This window comes from Tessaracoccus sp., from assembly GCF_016714275.1.
Taxonomy (GTDB): domain Bacteria; phylum Actinomycetota; class Actinomycetes; order Propionibacteriales; family Propionibacteriaceae; genus Arachnia.
Map to the genome: position 1 here is coordinate 170,732 of NZ_JADJNP010000004.1, position 17,405 is coordinate 188,136.

Here is a 17,405-nt window from a genome sequence, read left to right on the forward strand (position 1 = left end):
GATGGAGCGGGTGATGCGGGACTGGGTTCTTTCGATCGATTTCGGGACATCGAACACGGCAGCGGCATGGGCGCCCGTCGGCGGCGCGCCGACGACGGTGAAGCTCTCTCCCAATGCCGACCAACTGCCCTCCTGCGTGCTAGCCGATCCCGCGGGCATGAAGGTGGGCGAGGCGGCGCGGAACTCGCGCGCCGTCAAGCCCTGGCTGTTCGTCGGCTCGCCGAAGAAGGACCTCGGTGACCGACCGCGGCTGCTCGGTGACGTCGAGGTTCCCGGCACCGAGCTCGTGGGCAGGGTGTTCATGCATGTCGTCGACGTGGCCAAGCGCGTGGCGGGCGGGACGCCTCCGACGGAGGTGATCCTGACCCACCCGGCTGCGTGGAAGGGGGGCAAGCTCGTCGCGCTGCGGGAGGCGTGGGCGCACGCGGGCGTGCCCGTCGAACCCCGGTTGGTCAGCGAGCCCATCGCGGCCGTGTCGCGCCTCGCCCGGGCGAGCGAGGCGCCGGAGGGCGCGATGCTCGCCGTCGTCGATTACGGCGGCGGCACCTGCGACGTCGCCGTCCTCAGGGTCACGGGCGAACCGGAGATGCCCTACCGGGTAGTCGCCTCCAGGGGCAAGGACGACCTGGGCGGCATCAGGATCGACGAGATCCTCCAGGCCTGGGCGCGCGACCAGCTGGCCGTCTCTCACCCCGATCTCGCGGCGGCCTTGCAGGGCGACACGCAGGCCCAGCACACGCTCCGCGACCAGGTCCGCGCCGCCAAAGAGGCACTCAGCCACTACCAGGACGCGGACATCGGCGTGTTGGGGACGACGGTGACCGTCACCCTCGCGCAGTTCGAGGCTCTGACGGCCGGTGAGATCGCGAGGGTGCGCGGCCTCGTCGAATCCACGCTGCGCGACGCTGGCGTCGGCGCCCACGAACTCCACGACGTGTTCCTGACCGGCGGGTCATCGTGGATCCGGGCGGTGCGAAGCGAGTTGACCGACCTGCTGGGCAGGGAGCCGAGGGGCCTTGAGGACCCGAAGCTCGTCGTGGCCCTCGGCGCCCACAACGCCCCCCGGGTCGGTACGCCTCCATCGCGTCAGTGTGATCTGCTCGTGACCGGAGAGGCCAGGTTCCTCCTGACGAAGGGCAAAGTCGGCTATCGGGTCGAAGAGGTGGACCTGTTCGTCAGGGACCTTCTGGCTGCCAGGACGTCGGAGGCGCAACTTTGGCTCGACCGGCTTGACTCGGTGCGGTTCTCCCAGGTGCGCTCCGACGGTTACAGTGTCACCGACGTTGATGAGTTCCTCGACTCCGCGCTGGTGCAGGTTCTCGACGCACTCCCTGACGGGGACCAACTCACGTCCGATGACGATGAAGAGCAGGACGTCGATCCGCTACCGCCGCCACCCCCCTCAGCGGTACTTGAGAAGTGGCTGGTCGCACCTGGACAGAAGGTTGCCCAGGGGCAGCCGGTGTACGAGGCGAGAACCGCGGGCGGGCTCGCCCGGCAGGGCGCGGCGCGGAGCGGCGTCGTCCGTCGGCTGCTTGCCCAGCCCGGCGATGTCGTCGTGCCGTGGCAGCCACCGCTGGAGATCACGGAGGTCCAGGCCAACGAGGGCCTCGCCGTCACGCTTAAGGTGCTGGCGAGCATCGCCGTTGTGATCGTGGGGCTCCTCATCGCCGTGAGTTTCTCGATGGGCGGCGTCACGTGGGTCGTGTTGGTGCTCGCCGTGCCCGCGCTACTGCGCGAGATCTGGAAGAAGCCCGCAACCTGACGGCGAGTCCCGGTCGCCGGGAACATCGGCAGTCGCGGTGACGTCCAACCGGAGACCCACGAGATGGACAGGAGACTCTGATGAGCATGGATCCCGGCCCCTTCGGCGATGTCGAGTGGTTCGACATGGACCACGACGGCATGACCGACGACATGATCGGCCACTCGATCCCGATGGCCCCCGACGGGGGCGGAGCGTCTATGTACGCGGGCGACACCAACCAGGACTTCGTCCCGGACGCGGCCGTCGCCGACCGCAACGGCGACGGCATCCCTGACGTCTACTTCAAGGACACCAACCTCGACGGCCGCATCGACGTCGTTGAGCTCGACGACGACCAGGACGGCAGGATCGAGGCGCGGCTGATCGACGTGGACGGCGACGGCGTGGTGGAGGCCGCGCAGCTGATCGACGAGCGATCTGGGCGCATCACGCACCAGTCGATGGACGCGAACCACGACGGCATCGACGACTACACCGGTGTGCCCGGCGCCACCGCGACGGTGCCCTACAACATCACACGGGACGGACACGGGCTGTGGCACATCATGTACGCCAATGTCCCGGTCCCGGTGACTCCAGTGGAGGGCCAGCCGCAGATCTACGCGCCCCAAGGCCAGCTCGTCCCGCAGCTGAGCCTCGACCCTGAACCACAGCCGCAGGAGACCGCCCCCGCGGACGGCGGGACACCCAGCCTCATGGACCTGTACGAGCAGGTGATGAACACGCCGATCGACGAGAACGACCCTGACGCCGTCGACAACCGCGAGAAGGTGTTGCGGGAGCTGCTCAACATGATGGAGATCCAGAACCGCATGAACCGGACGATCATCGACGCCTTCTAGGAGCGAGGAGGAAGGGCCTGGACGGGAACTCCGCTCAGGCCCTTCCTCGTGATCAGTTCTTCTTGGCCGCCTTGGCGATCCCGACCGCTGCCAGGCTCGCGATGGCCGCGGGGACGATCAGGCGCACCGGGACGATCCACCACGAGGGGTGCTGGGCCATCCAGGACGCCGTCTCCTCGATCTGGTTGTCGGGGGTGATGACGTCCAGCGGCGCCAGCGCGGGGATCTCCGTGCCACCGGCCGCCGCCTGGTCGGCGTCCAGGACAAGGCCCTCCTGGGCCGCCCGGAAGTCGTCGGCGGAGATGTCGCAGGTGACGGCGGCGAAGCCCGAGTCCTCCCAGGCGTCGAGGAAGACGTCAACGGGCACGGGGAGTACATTGCCGTCGCCCGTTCCCGTGTCAGAGAGATAGACGACCTCGGTGGTATTTCCCCCGGCGTCGAGCACGACGTTGCCCTCCTCGTCGACCAAGGGGCCGACAGCGGTGACGACGACGGCGTGGTCCATCGTGTCGTCCTCGACCGACTCGCCATACCAGTACTCGCCGGAGTCGACGGCCACCATCACGGGGCCCTGATCGACGGCGCGTTCCAGGTCCTCAAGGGTCAGGCCGGTCTCGTATGACGCGGGGATGCCCGCGCTCTCCAGCAGAGTCTCCGCCGCCTGCGGCGGGAGTCCCGGCGCGCCGTCGGGGCCGATCACCCAGCCGCCTTCCTGGCTCTGGAAGACCGCGTTGGCGAGGTTGACGAACTCCTGGTCGGTTAGCTCGACGCCGGTGTAGTCCATGTAGATCTGCGCCACCGACGCAGGGAGGCAGGCGCCGTTGAACGACTGCTCAAACCAGGTGTCCTCGAGGAGGAAGGGGTCGCCGTGGATGACGCCGTCGGAGACCTCAAAGCCGTCGTCGACGACGTCCTGGTCGATCTCCCGCCAGGGCAGCTGCGTGTCCTGATGGTCGATGTCGAAGAAGAGGTCGAAGCCCTCGACCGAGTTGATCACGTCGGAGAGGAGCGGGTACCGCTCGAGGAGCTCGACGGGGGTGACGACCTCCTGCCAGTCGGCGGTGCCGTCGAAGTCGCCGTCGGCCGTCAGCACGAGCTGATCGCCGTCGCGGACGACGCTGAAGTCGGCGATACCATCGCCGTTGGTGTCGATGCCGAGGATGTCGCCGACGCCGTCGGCGCCGAGGTCGATCACCTCGAACTGGCCGATGCCGTCGAGGAACCCGGCCTGCACGAGGTAGCCCTGGGCCTCGGGGGCGGCGACATCGTCGAAGTCCTCGTCGACGAAACCCTGGTCGGCGGGAACCTGGAACGGGTTCTGCGCCGGGTCGTCGTGGGTGAAGTCGTCCTGGAAGTCGTTCATCGGGGTCGCCTTTCCGCGTCCGGGTGTATACGGGAATAGAGGCGTGAGCCGTCGGCAATGTTCCCGGCGCCCGCCTGGCTACGCTGACGAGGAGGCGATGTACTGGTACGACCGGGCGAGCACGAGCGCGGCGGCCTCCTCCCTGCTGTCGAGGGCCAGCGCCGCGGTCGCCTGGGCCTCCCTGCATCGGCGCAGTGCCTCCGTGCGGATATCGGCAGGGGTCGCCTCCGGGGAGAGGCCGAGGCGGCGTCTTTCGTCTCCCGCGGCGTCGATCATCTGCTCGAGGGTGCGCCGCAGGGAGGAGCCGGGGAGGCCCTTGAGTAGCCGCTGCAGCATCCGCAGCTCCTCCAGGCCGTGGAGCGCCGGGTCGAGCTCCGCCTCCTCGATCAGGGTGAGGGCCTCGTCGCTGCGGTCCATCCTGCGGCCGAGGTCCGTCAGGCGGCGCATGGCGGCGCGCGCCTTTATGGCCTGCGAGCGGGGAACGAGCTTGCCGTAGATAGCCTCGTCCAGCCGGGCGAACCCGGAGGCACCGAGGAGGCACCAGTCGCGCAGCGCGGCCGCGCCGCGGGTCGCAACCTTGCCGCCCGCGATCAGTCCGTAGGCCTGGAGGAGCTCACCCGCCTCGCGGATGCGGGCGGTGTCGACGCCGTCGACGGTCAGCCGCGTCCACGCGCGGAGCCGGGCGGGGCCGACGTCGGCAAGCGCGGCGACGGTGCGCGCGACGTCCTCCGTGATCTGGCCGGTGCGCCCCGACTGCTCAAGGAGGCCGGAGACCGCGACAACGTCGGCGAGCAGCGAGACATGGTCGGCCGCGAGGGCGTCGGCGAGCACCTGGCTTGCGGCAATGGGGTCGGGATCCCTCGGGCGGTCCGCCTGGGCGAAGACGCCGATGGTATTGACTGCCTCGGCGTCCGTGTCGCCGGACGCGGCGCGGAACCCGGCGAGGAAGCCGATGTCGGTCTCGCGCGCGGCGTCGAGGAAGGTGTAGAGCAGCGCGTCCGCCTCGCCGGCCGCGTGCTGCGAGTCGCGCTCGTAGCCGAGCACGGCGGTCCTCGTCGCCTCTGCACGCTCCGGGGTGAGGCTGGCGAGACCGGGGGTGTCGATCACCGTCAGGTCCTTCAGGCGCGGCGAGACGAGCTGCACTCTGAGCCGCGTGACCTGCGCGAACTGCCCCTGCGACAGCCCGAGGTCTGTCGGGAGCTCCCTGTCGAACGGCAGGCGCCGCGTCGTGCCGTCCACGAACTCGATGGTGGCCGAGTCGACGTAGCCGTGCTGATACCAGGTGACGACCTTCGTCGTCTCGCCAGCCGCCGTCGGCGCGACCCTGCGCCTGACGAGGGCGTTCACGATGGTCGATTTGCCTGTGCTCACGTTGCCGACGACGGCGAGCCGCAGCTTCTCGCCCATCGCCGCACGCACGGCGTCGATCCCCAGCCGGAACTCGGGCTCGGCGATCGCCGCTAGGTCGTCGCACAGCAGGGAGATCCGCTCCCTGAGCGTCGTGCTCACCACGGTTCCTGCCCGCCAGGCCCGCCGATGTCGTCGTCCGGGAGGCCGATGTCGTCCGGAACGCCGAGTCCGGGCGCGAGGTCGTGATCGGGGGTGGGCTCGATGACCACGTGCTCGAGCGCGGTGATGGCGTCGCCGTCGAGGTTGTCCGCCTCCTCGTCATCGTTGTCGATGAGGGCGAGGATGTCCCCTTCCTGCGACGCGGGGTCCGACTGCTCAAAGGAATCGGGGATCAGTTCGGAGAGGCCGACGGCAGCATCGTCGAGCCGGGAGAGCCGCGCGAGGGCCTCCTCCCAGATGCCCGCGGGCGGCTCGACCGGATCCCCGAGCGCGTAGTCGTCGGTCACGTTCGCACCACCACCTCAGTCGGCCTGATCACGCCCGCCTGGCTCCGCCAGCCCGGACGGGTGACGCCGGCAATCGTACCGTCGGTCTCCCCGGGCGCGGTGGGTCGGGTACCGACAGCGTTGTGGAGCTCGGGGTCGAACGGGGTCCCGTTCGCGGGGATGATCGTTGCGATGCCCTGCGTGCGCAGCACTTGCTCGACGTGGCGGCGGACGGCTTCGTTGTCCTCGGCGAGGTCGTGGGCACCGATCAGGCCGGCGACGAGGCGGGGATCCGCCGCGGACGGGGGCGTCGGTGGGAGGAAGGGCACCCGAGCGTGGGAAGGGGCTGGGGCCGGGGCGGCTGCCGGGAGCGAGGGCTGCGGCCGGGAGTGCCGCCCGAGCAGCGCGCCCAGCGCGAGACCAACCGCGAGGAACGTAATCGCCGTCGCCGCGAGGATAGCCAACTGCCACCACTGAAAACCGAGCATCGCTGTCACCCATTCTCCTCGGGGGGTAAGGCGGAGTCATCCTCGGGCGGGACCCGCGAGCCCCCTCCACCCCGCGCGAGATCCTCGAGAATCTCCTCCAGCTGCCGGGTTGCCGTGGCGAGCACCTTGAGGTTCTGCTCCACGCGCTGCGCGTTCTTCTCGTTCAGCTTGCCCTTCGCCGTCGCCGTCTGGATGATCGTGCTCAACTCGGCGATCCGCGCCGTGAGCTTGTCCTCTAGCTCGATGGCGAGCGCGGGATGGAAGTCGGAGAGTACGGACTCCACGGCCTTTGTCGCCTCGCTCCGGAGGGTGGAGATCGACTCCTGCATGTCCCTGATCTGCTGCTGCTGCGCGGACCCCTTCCGCCGCTGCGTGAGCTGTATGGCGACGGGCGCGGCGCCCATGAGCCACCCGACGACCGTCGCCACGGGAGCGAGGGGGCCGAGGTAGGGGCCTGCGCTCTGCGCGATCCATGCAGCCATCCTCGAGGCCATGAACATGCCTCCCGGGAGTGCCGCGTACTGCAGCAGGTCGCTGTTCGGGACGACTGCGCCGTCCACGAGGCGGACGTCGATGGCGTGCGCGGCCAGCAGGTCGACGGTCGCCGTCGACACCGGCTCGGGCAGATCCTTGAACGCCTCGCGGGCGATCGTGTCCAACCCCGATCCGAGTTCGTCGGTGACCCGGGAGGCGAGCGCCGTCAGCTCGGCCTGGAGCTCGGCGCGGAACTGGGCGTCGGGCAGCGCGGTCCACCGGGGTGCGGTGAGCTTCGTCGTAAACGCGTGGGTGATGTCCGAGCAGCCCGTTCCGATCAGGTCGGTGAGGCTGCGCCGGAGCTTGTTGATCGCGCCGGGCACGTCGAATCGCGTGGCGCGCTTGCCCCGCGCCTGGAACTCGGTCAGCCGAGCCCTGTCGGCCTCGAGCGAGGCGAGGAGCTCGGGGTCGGCGAGGGCCGCCCGCGTCGTCTCCTGCGCCTTTGCGGCGCGCTCGATGCCGCTCAACCCGGCCCTCACCGCGTTGCCCGCCCGCACCCGGTCTGCGTCGCCGACGGCGGCTCGCACGCCCTCGGCGAGCGCGGCGATGCCGGACTCGTCGAACAGGAACTCGGCGTCGTCCGGGTGCGCCGTCCAGGAGTCCACGGCGAGCGCCGCGGCGACGGGGAACATCGGCGCCTCGGCGAACCGCGGCGCGTGCGCGCGCAGCTTCGCGCGGTCCTCGGCCTCGATCTCGCCCCACCGCGTCGTGAGGTCAACCTTCGTCAACGCGAAGAGCACGTGCTCGACGGCGTCGCTCGCCCTCCTGAGGAAGTCGAGCTCCGGCGCGGTCAGCGGCTGTCCGCCGTCGGTGACGAACAGCAGCGCGTCCGCACCCTTCAGCGCGGCGAGGCTGACCTGCGCGTGGGCCTCGACCAGCCCGCCGACGCCGGGGGTGTCGATGAGGTCGATGCCGGTGACGAGGGTCCTCTCCACCGCGATCTCAGCGCCGATGGGCGTGCCGGCCTCGGGGCGTGCGAGCCGGGCGAGGACCTCCGCGACGGGAATCGTCGGCCCCGGCCCCGTCTCGGCGTAGACGACGTTGCCCTCGCCGGCGGCCCGGTCTGCGTCCGGGGGCACGAGCACGACGGGGCAGTAGGTGACCAGCGCCGCGCCGGTTGCGGACACCACGCTTCCCACGAGGGCGTTGACCAGCGTGCTCTTGCCGCGCTTCACCTCGCCGATGACGACGACCTTCGGCCGGCCCTCGCCGCGGAGGACGCCCGCCCTCAGCGTCGCGGCCGCCTCCGATTCGCCGACCGTCGCGAGGTTCTTGGCTATGGTCTCGATCCGCGTCCGGTCCAGCGGAGGTATCACGGACGTATACGGCGCCCTTCGCGTCGGAGCCGTCATGGGTGCCGTCCTCCCTGGACCCCGCGGCGCGGCGAGTCCCGATGTGGAAGTGCCTATCAGGAGCTAGATGGGCGGGCGCGCTGGTTTGTTCCCGATTCCTAGGGGAAATCGTTGACCGGCGTTCGGGCGGACCCGATAATGAGCACACGCGACGGGGCGGAGGGGATCGTGGAGATGCTTGGCGCGGAGGAGGAGTTGCTCGCGCGCGCCCGCGCCGGCGACGACCTGGCCTTCGCGGACCTCGTCTCCGACTACCGCTCCCGGCTCTGGTCCATCTGCCTACGCATCGCCGGCAACCGCGCCGATGCCGAGGACGCCCTGCAGGACGCCCTCACCGCCGCGTGGGTCCATCTCGGTTCCTTCCGCGGTGAGGCGAGGTTCGGCACCTGGGCCTATCGGATCGCGTCGAACGCTGCCATGGCTGTGGTGCGTCGCCGGCGGGACATGCCATCGGACCAGATCGAGCTGCTGGATCGCCCGGTGGGCAGGGATTTCGTCGAGCTGCTCGCCGAGCGTGACAGGATCGCCGACGCTTTGGACGGCCTCTCCCCGCAGTTCCGCGAGGCGCTCGTGCTGCGAGAGTTCGGCGACCTCAGCTATGAGGAGATCGCCGCCCATCAGGGAGTCCCGGTGCAGACCGTGAAGAGCCGCCTCCACCGCGCGCGTGCTGCCGTCACAATGGCGCTAACTCAGGTGTGATCTGGCCACGGAAGTCCAGCCCGCCGAAGGCCGTTCGTTTCCCGACGCCGCGCGTCACCGCTTGGAGACCAGGGCGATGAGTTCGCGGCTGCAGCCGATGCCGGCGGCGATGGTGCCGTAGGACCAGGTTTCGGGGTCTTCCGCGCGGAGGCGTTTGATCAGTGTGTCGCGTTCGGCGCGTAGCCGGGCTGCGAGTTCTTCGGCTTCTGCTGCTTGGCGGTGGAGTTCGCGGGCGCGGGCGAGTCTCGCGTCGGAGATGCCTCCCCGACGGCGAGAGCCGGCACCCCTTCTCGGGGTGCCGGCTCCTGGGTGCTCAGCCACGGGCGAAGTCCGCGATCAGGTTCGGCACGGCTGCGTCGAACCCTGCGACGTCGAGCATGCCCGCGTCGTCGGGGTCGGCGATGCTGAAACCCGTGGCCGACATCCCGACGACGACGAGCTTCGCCGGGATGCCGGTCTGCGCCCGATACGCGCGCAACGCCTGGTACGGGTGCACCTTGCCTGCCCAGGTCTCGTTGTCGGTGTACACCACGAAGGTGTCGACCTCGAGGCCCTGCTCGGCCGCATGCAGCATCGGCAGAGCGCAGTCGGTGGCGCCGAACGGCATGCGGTCGATCACGCGCAGGGCGTCATCGAGGCGACGCCGCGGCGAGATCGCCAAGGGCTTCAGCTCCGCAGGGCCCCACAGGGGGCCGCTCGCGGCGAAACCGAAGGCCATCGACAACGGCTCGGTCGCCAACTGCACGAGCGCCAGCGCCGCCGATGCCTCGCGCGCCGTGAGGGGCAGGTTCGCGATCGGCACGCTCATCGACCCGGACACGTCCACGCCGAGCAGGGTGCGCTTCCCCGATGGCGTGACGGCGCCGAAGGCTGCGTAGAACGCGGCGTCCAGCGCGTCGGCCACCTTCTGCGTCGGCGTCCAGGTCGCCCCGCCGCGCGCAGAGCGCCCTGAGGCGTAGGTGCGCTGGGCAACCAGCACGGAGACCGGGTGCACGCGGGCCCGCTGCAGGCGCGCGACATCGGTCAGCTGGGCGACCACCTCGTCGGTGCGGCCGCCCATCTCCGGCAGCAGCCCCAACCGGGTGAGGCGGGGGAGCTGGCGCAGCAGCGCGGTCTGCGGGAGACCCGCGTCGAGCAGTGCATCCCAGACCCCGCGCTCGGCGAGCGCCGCGTCGGGCAGCATCTCCCAGCTGAGGCCGTAGTCGCGCACGAGTCGCGCCCACGCGTCCGCGGTGTCGGCGGTCTGCGCGGCGACGAAGCCCTCGACGAGCCGCGGCGCCTCGACGCCTACGGCCCCGCGGGTCACCCACTCGAAGGTGTCCCTCAGAGCAGGAGTCGTGACCTGCGGGTGCGCGAGGCGCAGCAGATCGCGGTGGGACCATCCCTCACGCTGGCGGTACTTCACCAGCTGGTAGGCGAGCTGATCGACGTCCTTCGACGTATACCAGCCGGCGACCGCGCGTCGTAGTCCGCGGCCCCATCCGCGGAACTGCTCGACGTAGCCGGCGAACAGGAACAGGTGCGTGCCGGTGCGTGCGACCTGCGGCAGCGCGTCGAGGGCTGCCTTCGCGGTCTCGGGCACCGACGCCGCGTAGGCCAGCGCGAACAGCGCCGGGTTCTGCCTGGGGGCGGCGCCCCGCACCGACACGTCGACGATGGTGGCGACGAGCCCGTCGGGGTCGTTGGCCGCCATGCGGGTGAGGACTTGGGCGTTCTCCAGCGCCAGCGCGCGATCCGAGGCGTAGTAGGTGCCGCCGTCGACACCGAGGGTGAGGAACCGGCGCAGACGTGCGGCGTCGTCCAACGCGAAGGTATATCCGCCTGCCGAGTTCGGGACCTGACGCGGGTCAGCAGCCTCGCTCTGGCGGGTGCGACGCAACCCGAGGGTGCGCAAGATGTCCATCTCCGGTCCTCCTTTCCAACGTAGTGGGCGCGGGGCGGGCATGTTGTGCCGACCGGGTGAAACCCGGCTGGGCCGGGCCGACCCACTCCTGGGCCGATTTCCTTGTATGAGAGGTAACCGATCAACTCCGGCCCACCCCGCGCGTCTATGGGGCCAGACGGGCAGGGGATCGACCACCGGAAGTGGCTGATGCTCTTCCAGCTGAGCTACTGATCAGATCAGCGGGGACTCGAACCCCGGACTCCCAGCGTGGCGATAACCGACGATCTTCGGCCCGCCTGGCCGTACTAGTGTGTAGCGCACTACACCCCCCTGTCAAGCAGCGGGGTCGCGGCGTCCATGGCGTCGGCGACCGCGACGTCGCGCGGGCGGCCGCGGTCGCGGAGGCCGGTGGTTACGCTGTCGCGGTCGAGTTCCGTGCGGTTCGCGGACAGCTTGAATCGCCCCACGACGTCCGTGATCCGCAGCTCCAACCCGATGATCCCGTGCAGCATCGCCGCGTAGAAGTCGGCGGGTGCCTCCTCGTGGGACCAGGAGCCGCGGTGGTCGACCGGACACTCCGCGACGCGGTCGGCGTCGAAAAGCTCGCCCAGCTCGGTGACCTCGCGCCGGAGGCGCTCGACGTCGCGGTAGGTGGTCAAGACGCCCGCGAACTGCACCTGCTGGTAGTTCCACGTTCCGACGGCGCGGCCCTCGGCGCGCCCGCGTGCTGCGCCTCCCTCCGCGACCGGTTGGATCGACGGGTACCAGCGCGGCGACACGTACGTGTCCGGTCCCTGCACCACGACCCGGCAGGCGACCTCGCCGTCGAGGGTCGTGAACTGCTCGTTGTGCCCGGACGCGTGGGCGATCAGTGAGCCGCCGCGCCACAGCGTCGGGAGCAGCGTCGCCGACGGCACCCCCTCGCCGCCGGTGATCCACAGCGCCGCGCCCGCCTCCTCCAGCAACGCGCGGCACTCATCCTCACCCACCGCCTGGCTCGGAGGAAGGTAGACGTAGCTCACCGCACGACGACCTCGTGGAGGCGGGCCTTGTAGCCGTTGTCTGTCGGGGGGAGGCTCGTGAAGTAGACCAGCACGTACTGCGTCTCGGTCGGCGTCTTGAGATCGATGGTGACGGTGCCCTTCGCGGCCTTGTCCGAGCCCACGACCTTCCAATCGGCCTCCGTGCGGGTCGACGGCTTCGAGCCCTTCGGGACACGCAGCTCGACGCTGGTCGGGTCGTTCGGGTTGTCCGCCGACAGCGTCAGGTCGACCGACGTCACCGTCCGCTTCTCGCCGAGGTCGAGCACCACGCCGACGCCGGGCTTGAGGCCGCCGAGGGTCGGGCGGTTCTTGTACCGCAGCGTCTCCCAGTACGTCGCGGGGTCGCCGTCGAAGGCCTTCGCCACGGCGTCGGGATTCTCCTCGTTGTTCCCGCCATCGGTCTCCGGGTCGAAGTCGCTCGCGCCCACGATCGCGAACGGGCCCGCCGCGGGCTCGTCCTGCGACCCGCCCGGCGTGGTAGGGCCAGACGTCCCCGGCACCGCCGCGGGCGCGGCGTTGTCCTTCGCGTTCATCGCGCCGACGACGATCAGCGACACCACCAGCGCCAACACCGCGAGGATCAGGATTGCCCAGAGCGCGCGCCGATGCTGCCCGGAGGCGGACGTTGGCCTGATCGCGCCCAGCGGACTGGTCGGCGTCGACGGACCCGACGACGCGGCCACCGGAACCGGGCGCGCGGGCGACGCCGCAGAAGTCGGCTCATCCCGCGCCGGGGTCACCGCGGATCCCGGAGTCACCGCCGATCCCGGCGTGGTCACCCATGCTGCGGGCGAAGACGACGAGTCCGTCGCCCAAGACGCGGAAGAACCCGTCGCATCCCCTGCGACGGTCTTGACCGGCGCGGCGGGCACTCGGGACGCCGACGGCGGGTCGGCGTGGACCCAGCGCGCCGGGGACGGGGCGTCGGTCCAGGCGCGCACGCGCGCCTCCAGGTCGGCGGACGCATTCGCCGTGCCCAGCACCTGCGTCAGCATCGCGGCCAGCTGGGTCGTCGTCGTGATCCGCCGCTCGCCGGCCGCGCCGCGCTCCGTGATGGTGGTGCTGCAGATCCGGTCCAGCGCGAACGACACCCCGACCAGCACCTCGTGCGGCGGTGCGGGCTCGCCGGCGATGAGCGGCGCGGGCGCGAGACCGTAGTCGCCGGCGCCAGGCCACCGGGCCACCAGCATCGCGTAGAGCAGGTTGCCGATGCCCACGACGTCGTCGCGCTGCTTCGCGCTCCACGACCGCGACCACTGCGCGCCACCCTGGGCGAGCACGGCCTCCAGCCCGAAGCCGACAAGCTTGACGGCGCCGACGTCGGTGATGATCACGTTGTCCGGGTTCAGCCGCTCATGGAAGAGCCCGTTCTGATGGACAGGGGTCAGGGCGTCGGCCAGCTCGCGGGCCACGTACGCGGCCTCGATGGCGCTCAACGGTCCCTTGGCGAGGAGATCTGTCAGAGAGCGCCCGGCGGCGTACTCGGCGACGACGTAGCCGCCGAGGCCTTGCGAGGAGTCCATCAGCTCGACGGCATCGAGCACCCGGAGGAACCGGGAATCGGTGGCGGCCGCGCCCTTCCGGGCCGCGGCGTGCAGCTCGACGATCCGGTCGTCGCCGGAGCCGATGACGTGGACGACCACATCGCGCGACAGCGAGTGATCGTGCGCTCGCCAGGTCTCCGTCCCGTTGCGGGAGGCCAGCAGGTTCAACAGCTCGTAGCGGGTGCTGAGCAACATGCCCTCGTGGGCGATCCGCAGGGTCGGCTCCTCGTCGTTCACCACCAGCGGGAGGCTCTCCTCCGCCGCCGTATCCTGCTCGTCGTCGGGCTCGGCCTCGTCGGCGGAGGACGGCGCCGCCGCCATCACCAACGTCGCCGGCTCGGAGGGAGCGGGAGCCGCCGCGGGCCGGTCCGGGCGGAAGACGTCCGACATGTCCATCGGCCCCGTCGTCTCCAAGTCGATGCTCTCCGGGCCGGGGGGAGGGAGGATCACCGTCGGCGGATCGTCGTCGGCCTTCACGGCATCCATGACCTCCGTCGCGCGCTGGTTGGGCTTCGCGGCGACGGGACGCCCGCGCCGGGCCGCGATCAGCCCGCCGATGCTGGACAGCTCGCGCACCTTCAACAGCCGGCCAGCGACGTAGAACGTCAGTAGGATGAGAGCCCCGCCGGCGGCGAGCGCGGCCACCTGGCCCAGCATGCGGCCGGGAATGACGTCCATCAGCCACTGGGAGAGATAGTAGGCGCCGATGCCGCCCACGACCGAGCCGATCAGCAGCCGCAGGACGTGCAGTGCGAGCTTGCCGCCGTCGATGTCGGGGATGCGGCCCTTCAAGACCCGCCAAGAGAACGGCACGCCGACGGCGTAGGCCAGCGAATACGCCAGCGCCAGCTCCGCCGCCACCCAGGAGGGATCGTTGAACGCCCACGTGAGCAGCAGCGCCCCGACGATGTTCGCGCCGGCGATCAGCAGTTGCAGCAGGAACGGGGTCCGGGTGTCCTCGAGCGCATAGAACGTGCGCAGGCAGAGGAACTGGACCGTGAACGGGATGAGGCCGAGCGCGAACGCCATCAACGCCCAGGCGATGAAGATGGCGTCTTTCGCGCCGGCGCCTTGGCCGAACAGCAGCCCGGTGACTGGGCCCGCGAGGGAGAGGAAGGCGACGGTGGCGGGCACGATCGCGATCAGCGATAGCCGCACCGTCCGCGTGAACTCGGCCGCGACGCCCGGCTTGTCGCCGGCGGCGGCCAACCGCGACGCGCTGGGCAGCATCGCCGTGGCCAGCGACACGGTGATCAGCGAGTGCGGCAGGATCCACAGCAGGTGCGCGTTCGAGTAAACGCTCGAGCCTGCGCCTGCGCCCGTCGCGGTGGCCGAGGTGGCGAGCTTGTTGACCACCATGAGCGCGACCTGGTTGATGCCGACGAACGCGAACGTCCACTTGGCAAGGCTGAACGTCTTGCCGAGGCCCGTGCCCTTTAGGTCGAAACGCGGCCGGTACCTGAACCCCACCTTGCGCAGGTAGGGCAGCAGCACCAGCATCTGGACAGCGATGCCGATGGTGGAGCCGAGGCCGAGCAGCAGGATCTGCGGCGTCGTGAACGGCCCGGAACGGTCCGTGTCCGTTCCCCAGATGACCAGGTAGATCGCCATCACGAGGATGGAGATCACGTTGTTGGCGATCGGCGCCCACATCATGGGCCCGAACTTGTCGCGCGCGTTCAGCACCTGGCCCAGCAGGAAGAACGCGCCGTAGAAGAAGATCTGCGGGAGCGTCAGATAGGCCAACGCCACCATCGACGCGTACTGCGCGGCAAGGTCCGGCTCGCGCCACGCCGACGACGTGTAGAGCCGAGTGACCAGCGGCGCCGCGGCCGTCACCACGACGGCGACGACGGTCACCGCCAGCAGGAACGCCGTCATGATCCGGTTCGTGTAGGCCTCGCCGCCGTCCTCGTCGTGCTTGACAGCCCGCACGATCTGCGGCACGAGCACCGTGTTCAGCGCGCCGCCGGCCAGCAGGATGTAGAGCGCGTTGGGGATCATCGAGGCGATGTCGAGCATGTCGGCCTGGCGCGTGCCGTTGCCGAGGATGAACGCGACGAGCATGACGCGCAGCACCCCGAGGATGCGCGAGATCATGGTCCCGGACGCCATCACGGCGCTGGCGTTGATGAGCCTCTTCGTGCTGCTGACCTGGCTCACTCGCCCTCCTCGTTCCCCGTCGCGTCCATCTTGGCCTGTTCGCGGCGCACGGCCCTGATCCGCCACGCGGTACCGCCCAGCACCACCGCGCCCGAACCCGCGATGATCAGCCAGCCGATGCTGCCGAAGTTGGTGGCCGTGATCTCGATCGTGGTCGCCTTGCCGACGGGGACGCCGCCGCGCGTCACGACCTGTGCCTCGACGAGGGCGACGCCGTTGGCGTCGGCCTCCGGGGTGATGTTGACGGTGACCGGCTCGCCGGGCGGCAGAACCATGGGGGCCAGGTCGGGGACGCGGACGCGCTGGGGCGCGTCGGACGTGAACCGTACGCCGACGGTGACCGGCACGTCGAGCTCGTTGGTGAGCGTCGCCGGGAACGTGTTGGTGCTGGAGCCCATGACGAACGACGCGACGGCGCGCAGCTTTACCTTCGCGAGGTCGGTCGAGGGCTTGGCCGCGGCCGACAAGTAGGTGAGGGCCGCCTTCTCGTTCGCGAAGCCCGCCGAGAAGGCCGTCGCGCCCAGCTCGGAGAGGCCGGGGGACGGCTCGCCCGTCAGGTCGTAAAGGATGCTGGCCTGCCCGGCCTCGCGCTCGAGCGCCGCCGCGACCTTCCGCCAAGGCGTCGCTGGCCTCGTCTCGGGCCAGCTGAGCTCCTCGCGCACGGGAGCTGAGGGGTCGACGTGCCGCCGCCACGGGTCGAGGTGCTGGTCCGCGCGGACGTCTTGCGCATTCTCGATCAGGTACAGCGGGGGTGACGGCGCGACCAGTTCGTCGGCGATGCGCCGGGCAAGGCGCACGCCGTCGGGAAGGCCCTGCTCCGTCGGCTGGGCGCCGGCCAGGACGCGGGGGGTGCCACCGTCGCCGCCCGCCGCCCCGCGGACGATCACAGTGTTCACGGCACCCAGGCGGGTCGCGAGCTCCGGCGTCGCGCCGGCGCCGAGCACGGCGACCGTCGGTAGCTTGGCCAGCACTGCTGGCACGGCGTCGTCGGACCAGCCGAGGACGCCGGCGAGGATGCCGCTGGCGTCTGCCCTAGCCAGGTCAGGGTTTCCTGCGGGCAGCCGCAGGAGCCTGCCCTGTGCCGCGAGCGCGTCGACCCGCTTCAGCCAAGCGAGCGCGATGCCGTTGCCGTCGACGGGCTCGCCATCGACGACGTGTTCCTCGGTGAGTCGCGCGACAGCGGCGTAGACGGCGGGGTCGATGGCGGCGAGAACGCCGGGACGCTCGGCGCTGGCCAGCAGCGTCTCGAGGCGGTCGTCGAGGTCCTCGGCCAGGCCGTCGCTCAGGAACTCGCCGCTCGGCAGCCAGGTGGGCGGCGCAGTCAGGAGTACGAGTGCACTGGACTCGACGGGCTCCGTGGCGGCGGCCACGCCGATCGCGTCGCGCCCGACGACCCGCCTGTTCTCGCCAGGGGCGTTGCCGAGCACCTGCACGCCGAGGGCGTAGGCGACATTCGTGACCGTCAGCGGCGTGCCCTGGGTGACCAACTCTTCGACCGTTCCGCGGACCGTGAACGTGGCCCGCTCCCCGGGGGCGAGGCCCTCCTCCTGGGAGAGGATGTCGACGTTGGGTTCCTGGAACAGCCGCTGCCCCGCGGGTGGGTCGGCCAGGTGCTCGGCGAGGGCCGCGGGAGATGCGAGGGGCTGCGGCGAGCGCCAGAAGTGCACGGCGGCGTAGCGCACGGACACCGTCGACGTGTTCGTGACGGTGCCGGAGATGTCGATGACCTGCTCGCGATCGCCGAGGTCCAGCGTCGGTGTGGAGATGGCGGTGATGTCGACGTCGAGGTAGTCGCCGTCGTTGGCCGAGGCGGTCAGGGGAGCCGCGACGACCCCGACACCAAGGAGCAGCGCGGCGAGCATCACGCGCAGCACACCTCGGACCCTCAC

Annotated in this window: 13 protein-coding genes; 3 read left to right on the plus strand and 10 right to left on the minus strand. The window is 70.5% G+C overall.

The features are described 5' to 3' along the window. Positions 1 to 13: 13 nt before the first annotated feature. The gene (locus IPJ61_RS14985; RefSeq protein ID WP_297109253.1) at positions 14 to 1,765 is read left to right on the plus strand and encodes an Hsp70 family protein; all 1,752 of its coding nucleotides are present in this window, start codon (positions 14 to 16) and stop codon (positions 1,763 to 1,765) included. A gap of 80 nt (positions 1,766 to 1,845) precedes the next feature. Continuing rightward, positions 1,846 to 2,610 carry a hypothetical protein gene (locus tag IPJ61_RS14990; protein ID WP_297109256.1) on the plus strand — a complete coding sequence of 255 codons (765 nt, stop codon included), beginning with the start codon at positions 1,846 to 1,848 and terminating at the stop codon, positions 2,608 to 2,610. 52 nt (positions 2,611 to 2,662) lie between these two features. Here the strand turns inward: IPJ61_RS14990 and IPJ61_RS14995 are convergent, their stop codons facing one another. From IPJ61_RS14995 to IPJ61_RS15015, 5 genes are all read right to left on the minus strand, one after another. Continuing rightward, positions 2,663 to 3,973 (minus strand): hypothetical protein, encoded by a 1,311-nt coding sequence (locus IPJ61_RS14995; protein ID WP_297109259.1) that lies wholly within the window; start codon positions 3,971 to 3,973, stop codon positions 2,663 to 2,665. A 78-nt stretch (positions 3,974 to 4,051) separates the two neighbouring features. Continuing rightward, the gene (locus tag IPJ61_RS15000; RefSeq protein WP_297109262.1) at positions 4,052 to 5,482 is read right to left on the minus strand and encodes a dynamin family protein; all 1,431 of its coding nucleotides are present in this window, start codon (positions 5,480 to 5,482) and stop codon (positions 4,052 to 4,054) included. Further along, positions 5,479 to 5,829 carry a hypothetical protein gene (locus IPJ61_RS15005; RefSeq protein ID WP_297109265.1) on the minus strand — a complete coding sequence of 117 codons (351 nt, stop codon included), beginning with the start codon at positions 5,827 to 5,829 and terminating at the stop codon, positions 5,479 to 5,481. Before IPJ61_RS15005 ends, IPJ61_RS15000 begins: the two co-directional genes overlap by 4 nt. Continuing rightward, a complete protein-coding gene (locus IPJ61_RS15010; protein ID WP_297110957.1) occupies positions 5,826 to 6,296 on the minus strand; it encodes a nucleotide exchange factor GrpE in 471 nt (156 codons plus the stop codon). Before IPJ61_RS15010 ends, IPJ61_RS15005 begins: the two co-directional genes overlap by 4 nt. Before the next feature lie 5 nt (positions 6,297 to 6,301). Continuing rightward, positions 6,302 to 8,182, minus strand: a complete 1,881-nt coding sequence (locus IPJ61_RS15015; RefSeq protein ID WP_297109267.1) for a dynamin family protein — start codon at positions 8,180 to 8,182, stop codon at positions 6,302 to 6,304. 138 nt (positions 8,183 to 8,320) lie between these two features. On the opposite strand from IPJ61_RS15015, the gene IPJ61_RS15020 reads away from it, so the two are divergent. Further along, entirely contained in the window at positions 8,321 to 8,881 is a 561-nt protein-coding gene (locus IPJ61_RS15020; protein WP_297109270.1) for an RNA polymerase sigma factor, read from the plus strand. A gap of 54 nt (positions 8,882 to 8,935) precedes the next feature. Here the strand turns inward: IPJ61_RS15020 and IPJ61_RS15025 are convergent, their stop codons facing one another. The 5 genes from IPJ61_RS15025 to IPJ61_RS15045 form a co-directional block, all read right to left on the minus strand. Further along, complete coding sequence (locus tag IPJ61_RS15025; RefSeq protein WP_297109273.1) at positions 8,936 to 9,202, minus strand: hypothetical protein; 267 nt, start codon at positions 9,200 to 9,202, stop codon at positions 8,936 to 8,938. Beyond that, positions 9,195 to 10,784 carry a TROVE domain-containing protein gene (locus IPJ61_RS15030; protein WP_297109276.1) on the minus strand — a complete coding sequence of 530 codons (1,590 nt, stop codon included), beginning with the start codon at positions 10,782 to 10,784 and terminating at the stop codon, positions 9,195 to 9,197. Before IPJ61_RS15030 ends, IPJ61_RS15025 begins: the two co-directional genes overlap by 8 nt. Positions 10,785 to 11,086: 302 nt before the next feature. Continuing rightward, complete coding sequence (locus IPJ61_RS15035; RefSeq protein WP_297109278.1) at positions 11,087 to 11,788, minus strand: FMN-binding negative transcriptional regulator; 702 nt, start codon at positions 11,786 to 11,788, stop codon at positions 11,087 to 11,089. Next, positions 11,785 to 15,516, minus strand: coding sequence for a murein biosynthesis integral membrane protein MurJ (gene murJ / locus IPJ61_RS15040; protein WP_297109281.1), 3,732 nt, complete (start codon positions 15,514 to 15,516; stop codon positions 11,785 to 11,787). The genes IPJ61_RS15035 and murJ overlap by 4 nt, the downstream gene beginning before the upstream one ends. Next, the gene (locus IPJ61_RS15045) at positions 15,513 to 17,405 is read right to left on the minus strand and encodes a DUF6049 family protein (protein ID WP_297109284.1); all 1,893 of its coding nucleotides are present in this window, start codon (positions 17,403 to 17,405) and stop codon (positions 15,513 to 15,515) included. The genes murJ and IPJ61_RS15045 overlap by 4 nt, the downstream gene beginning before the upstream one ends.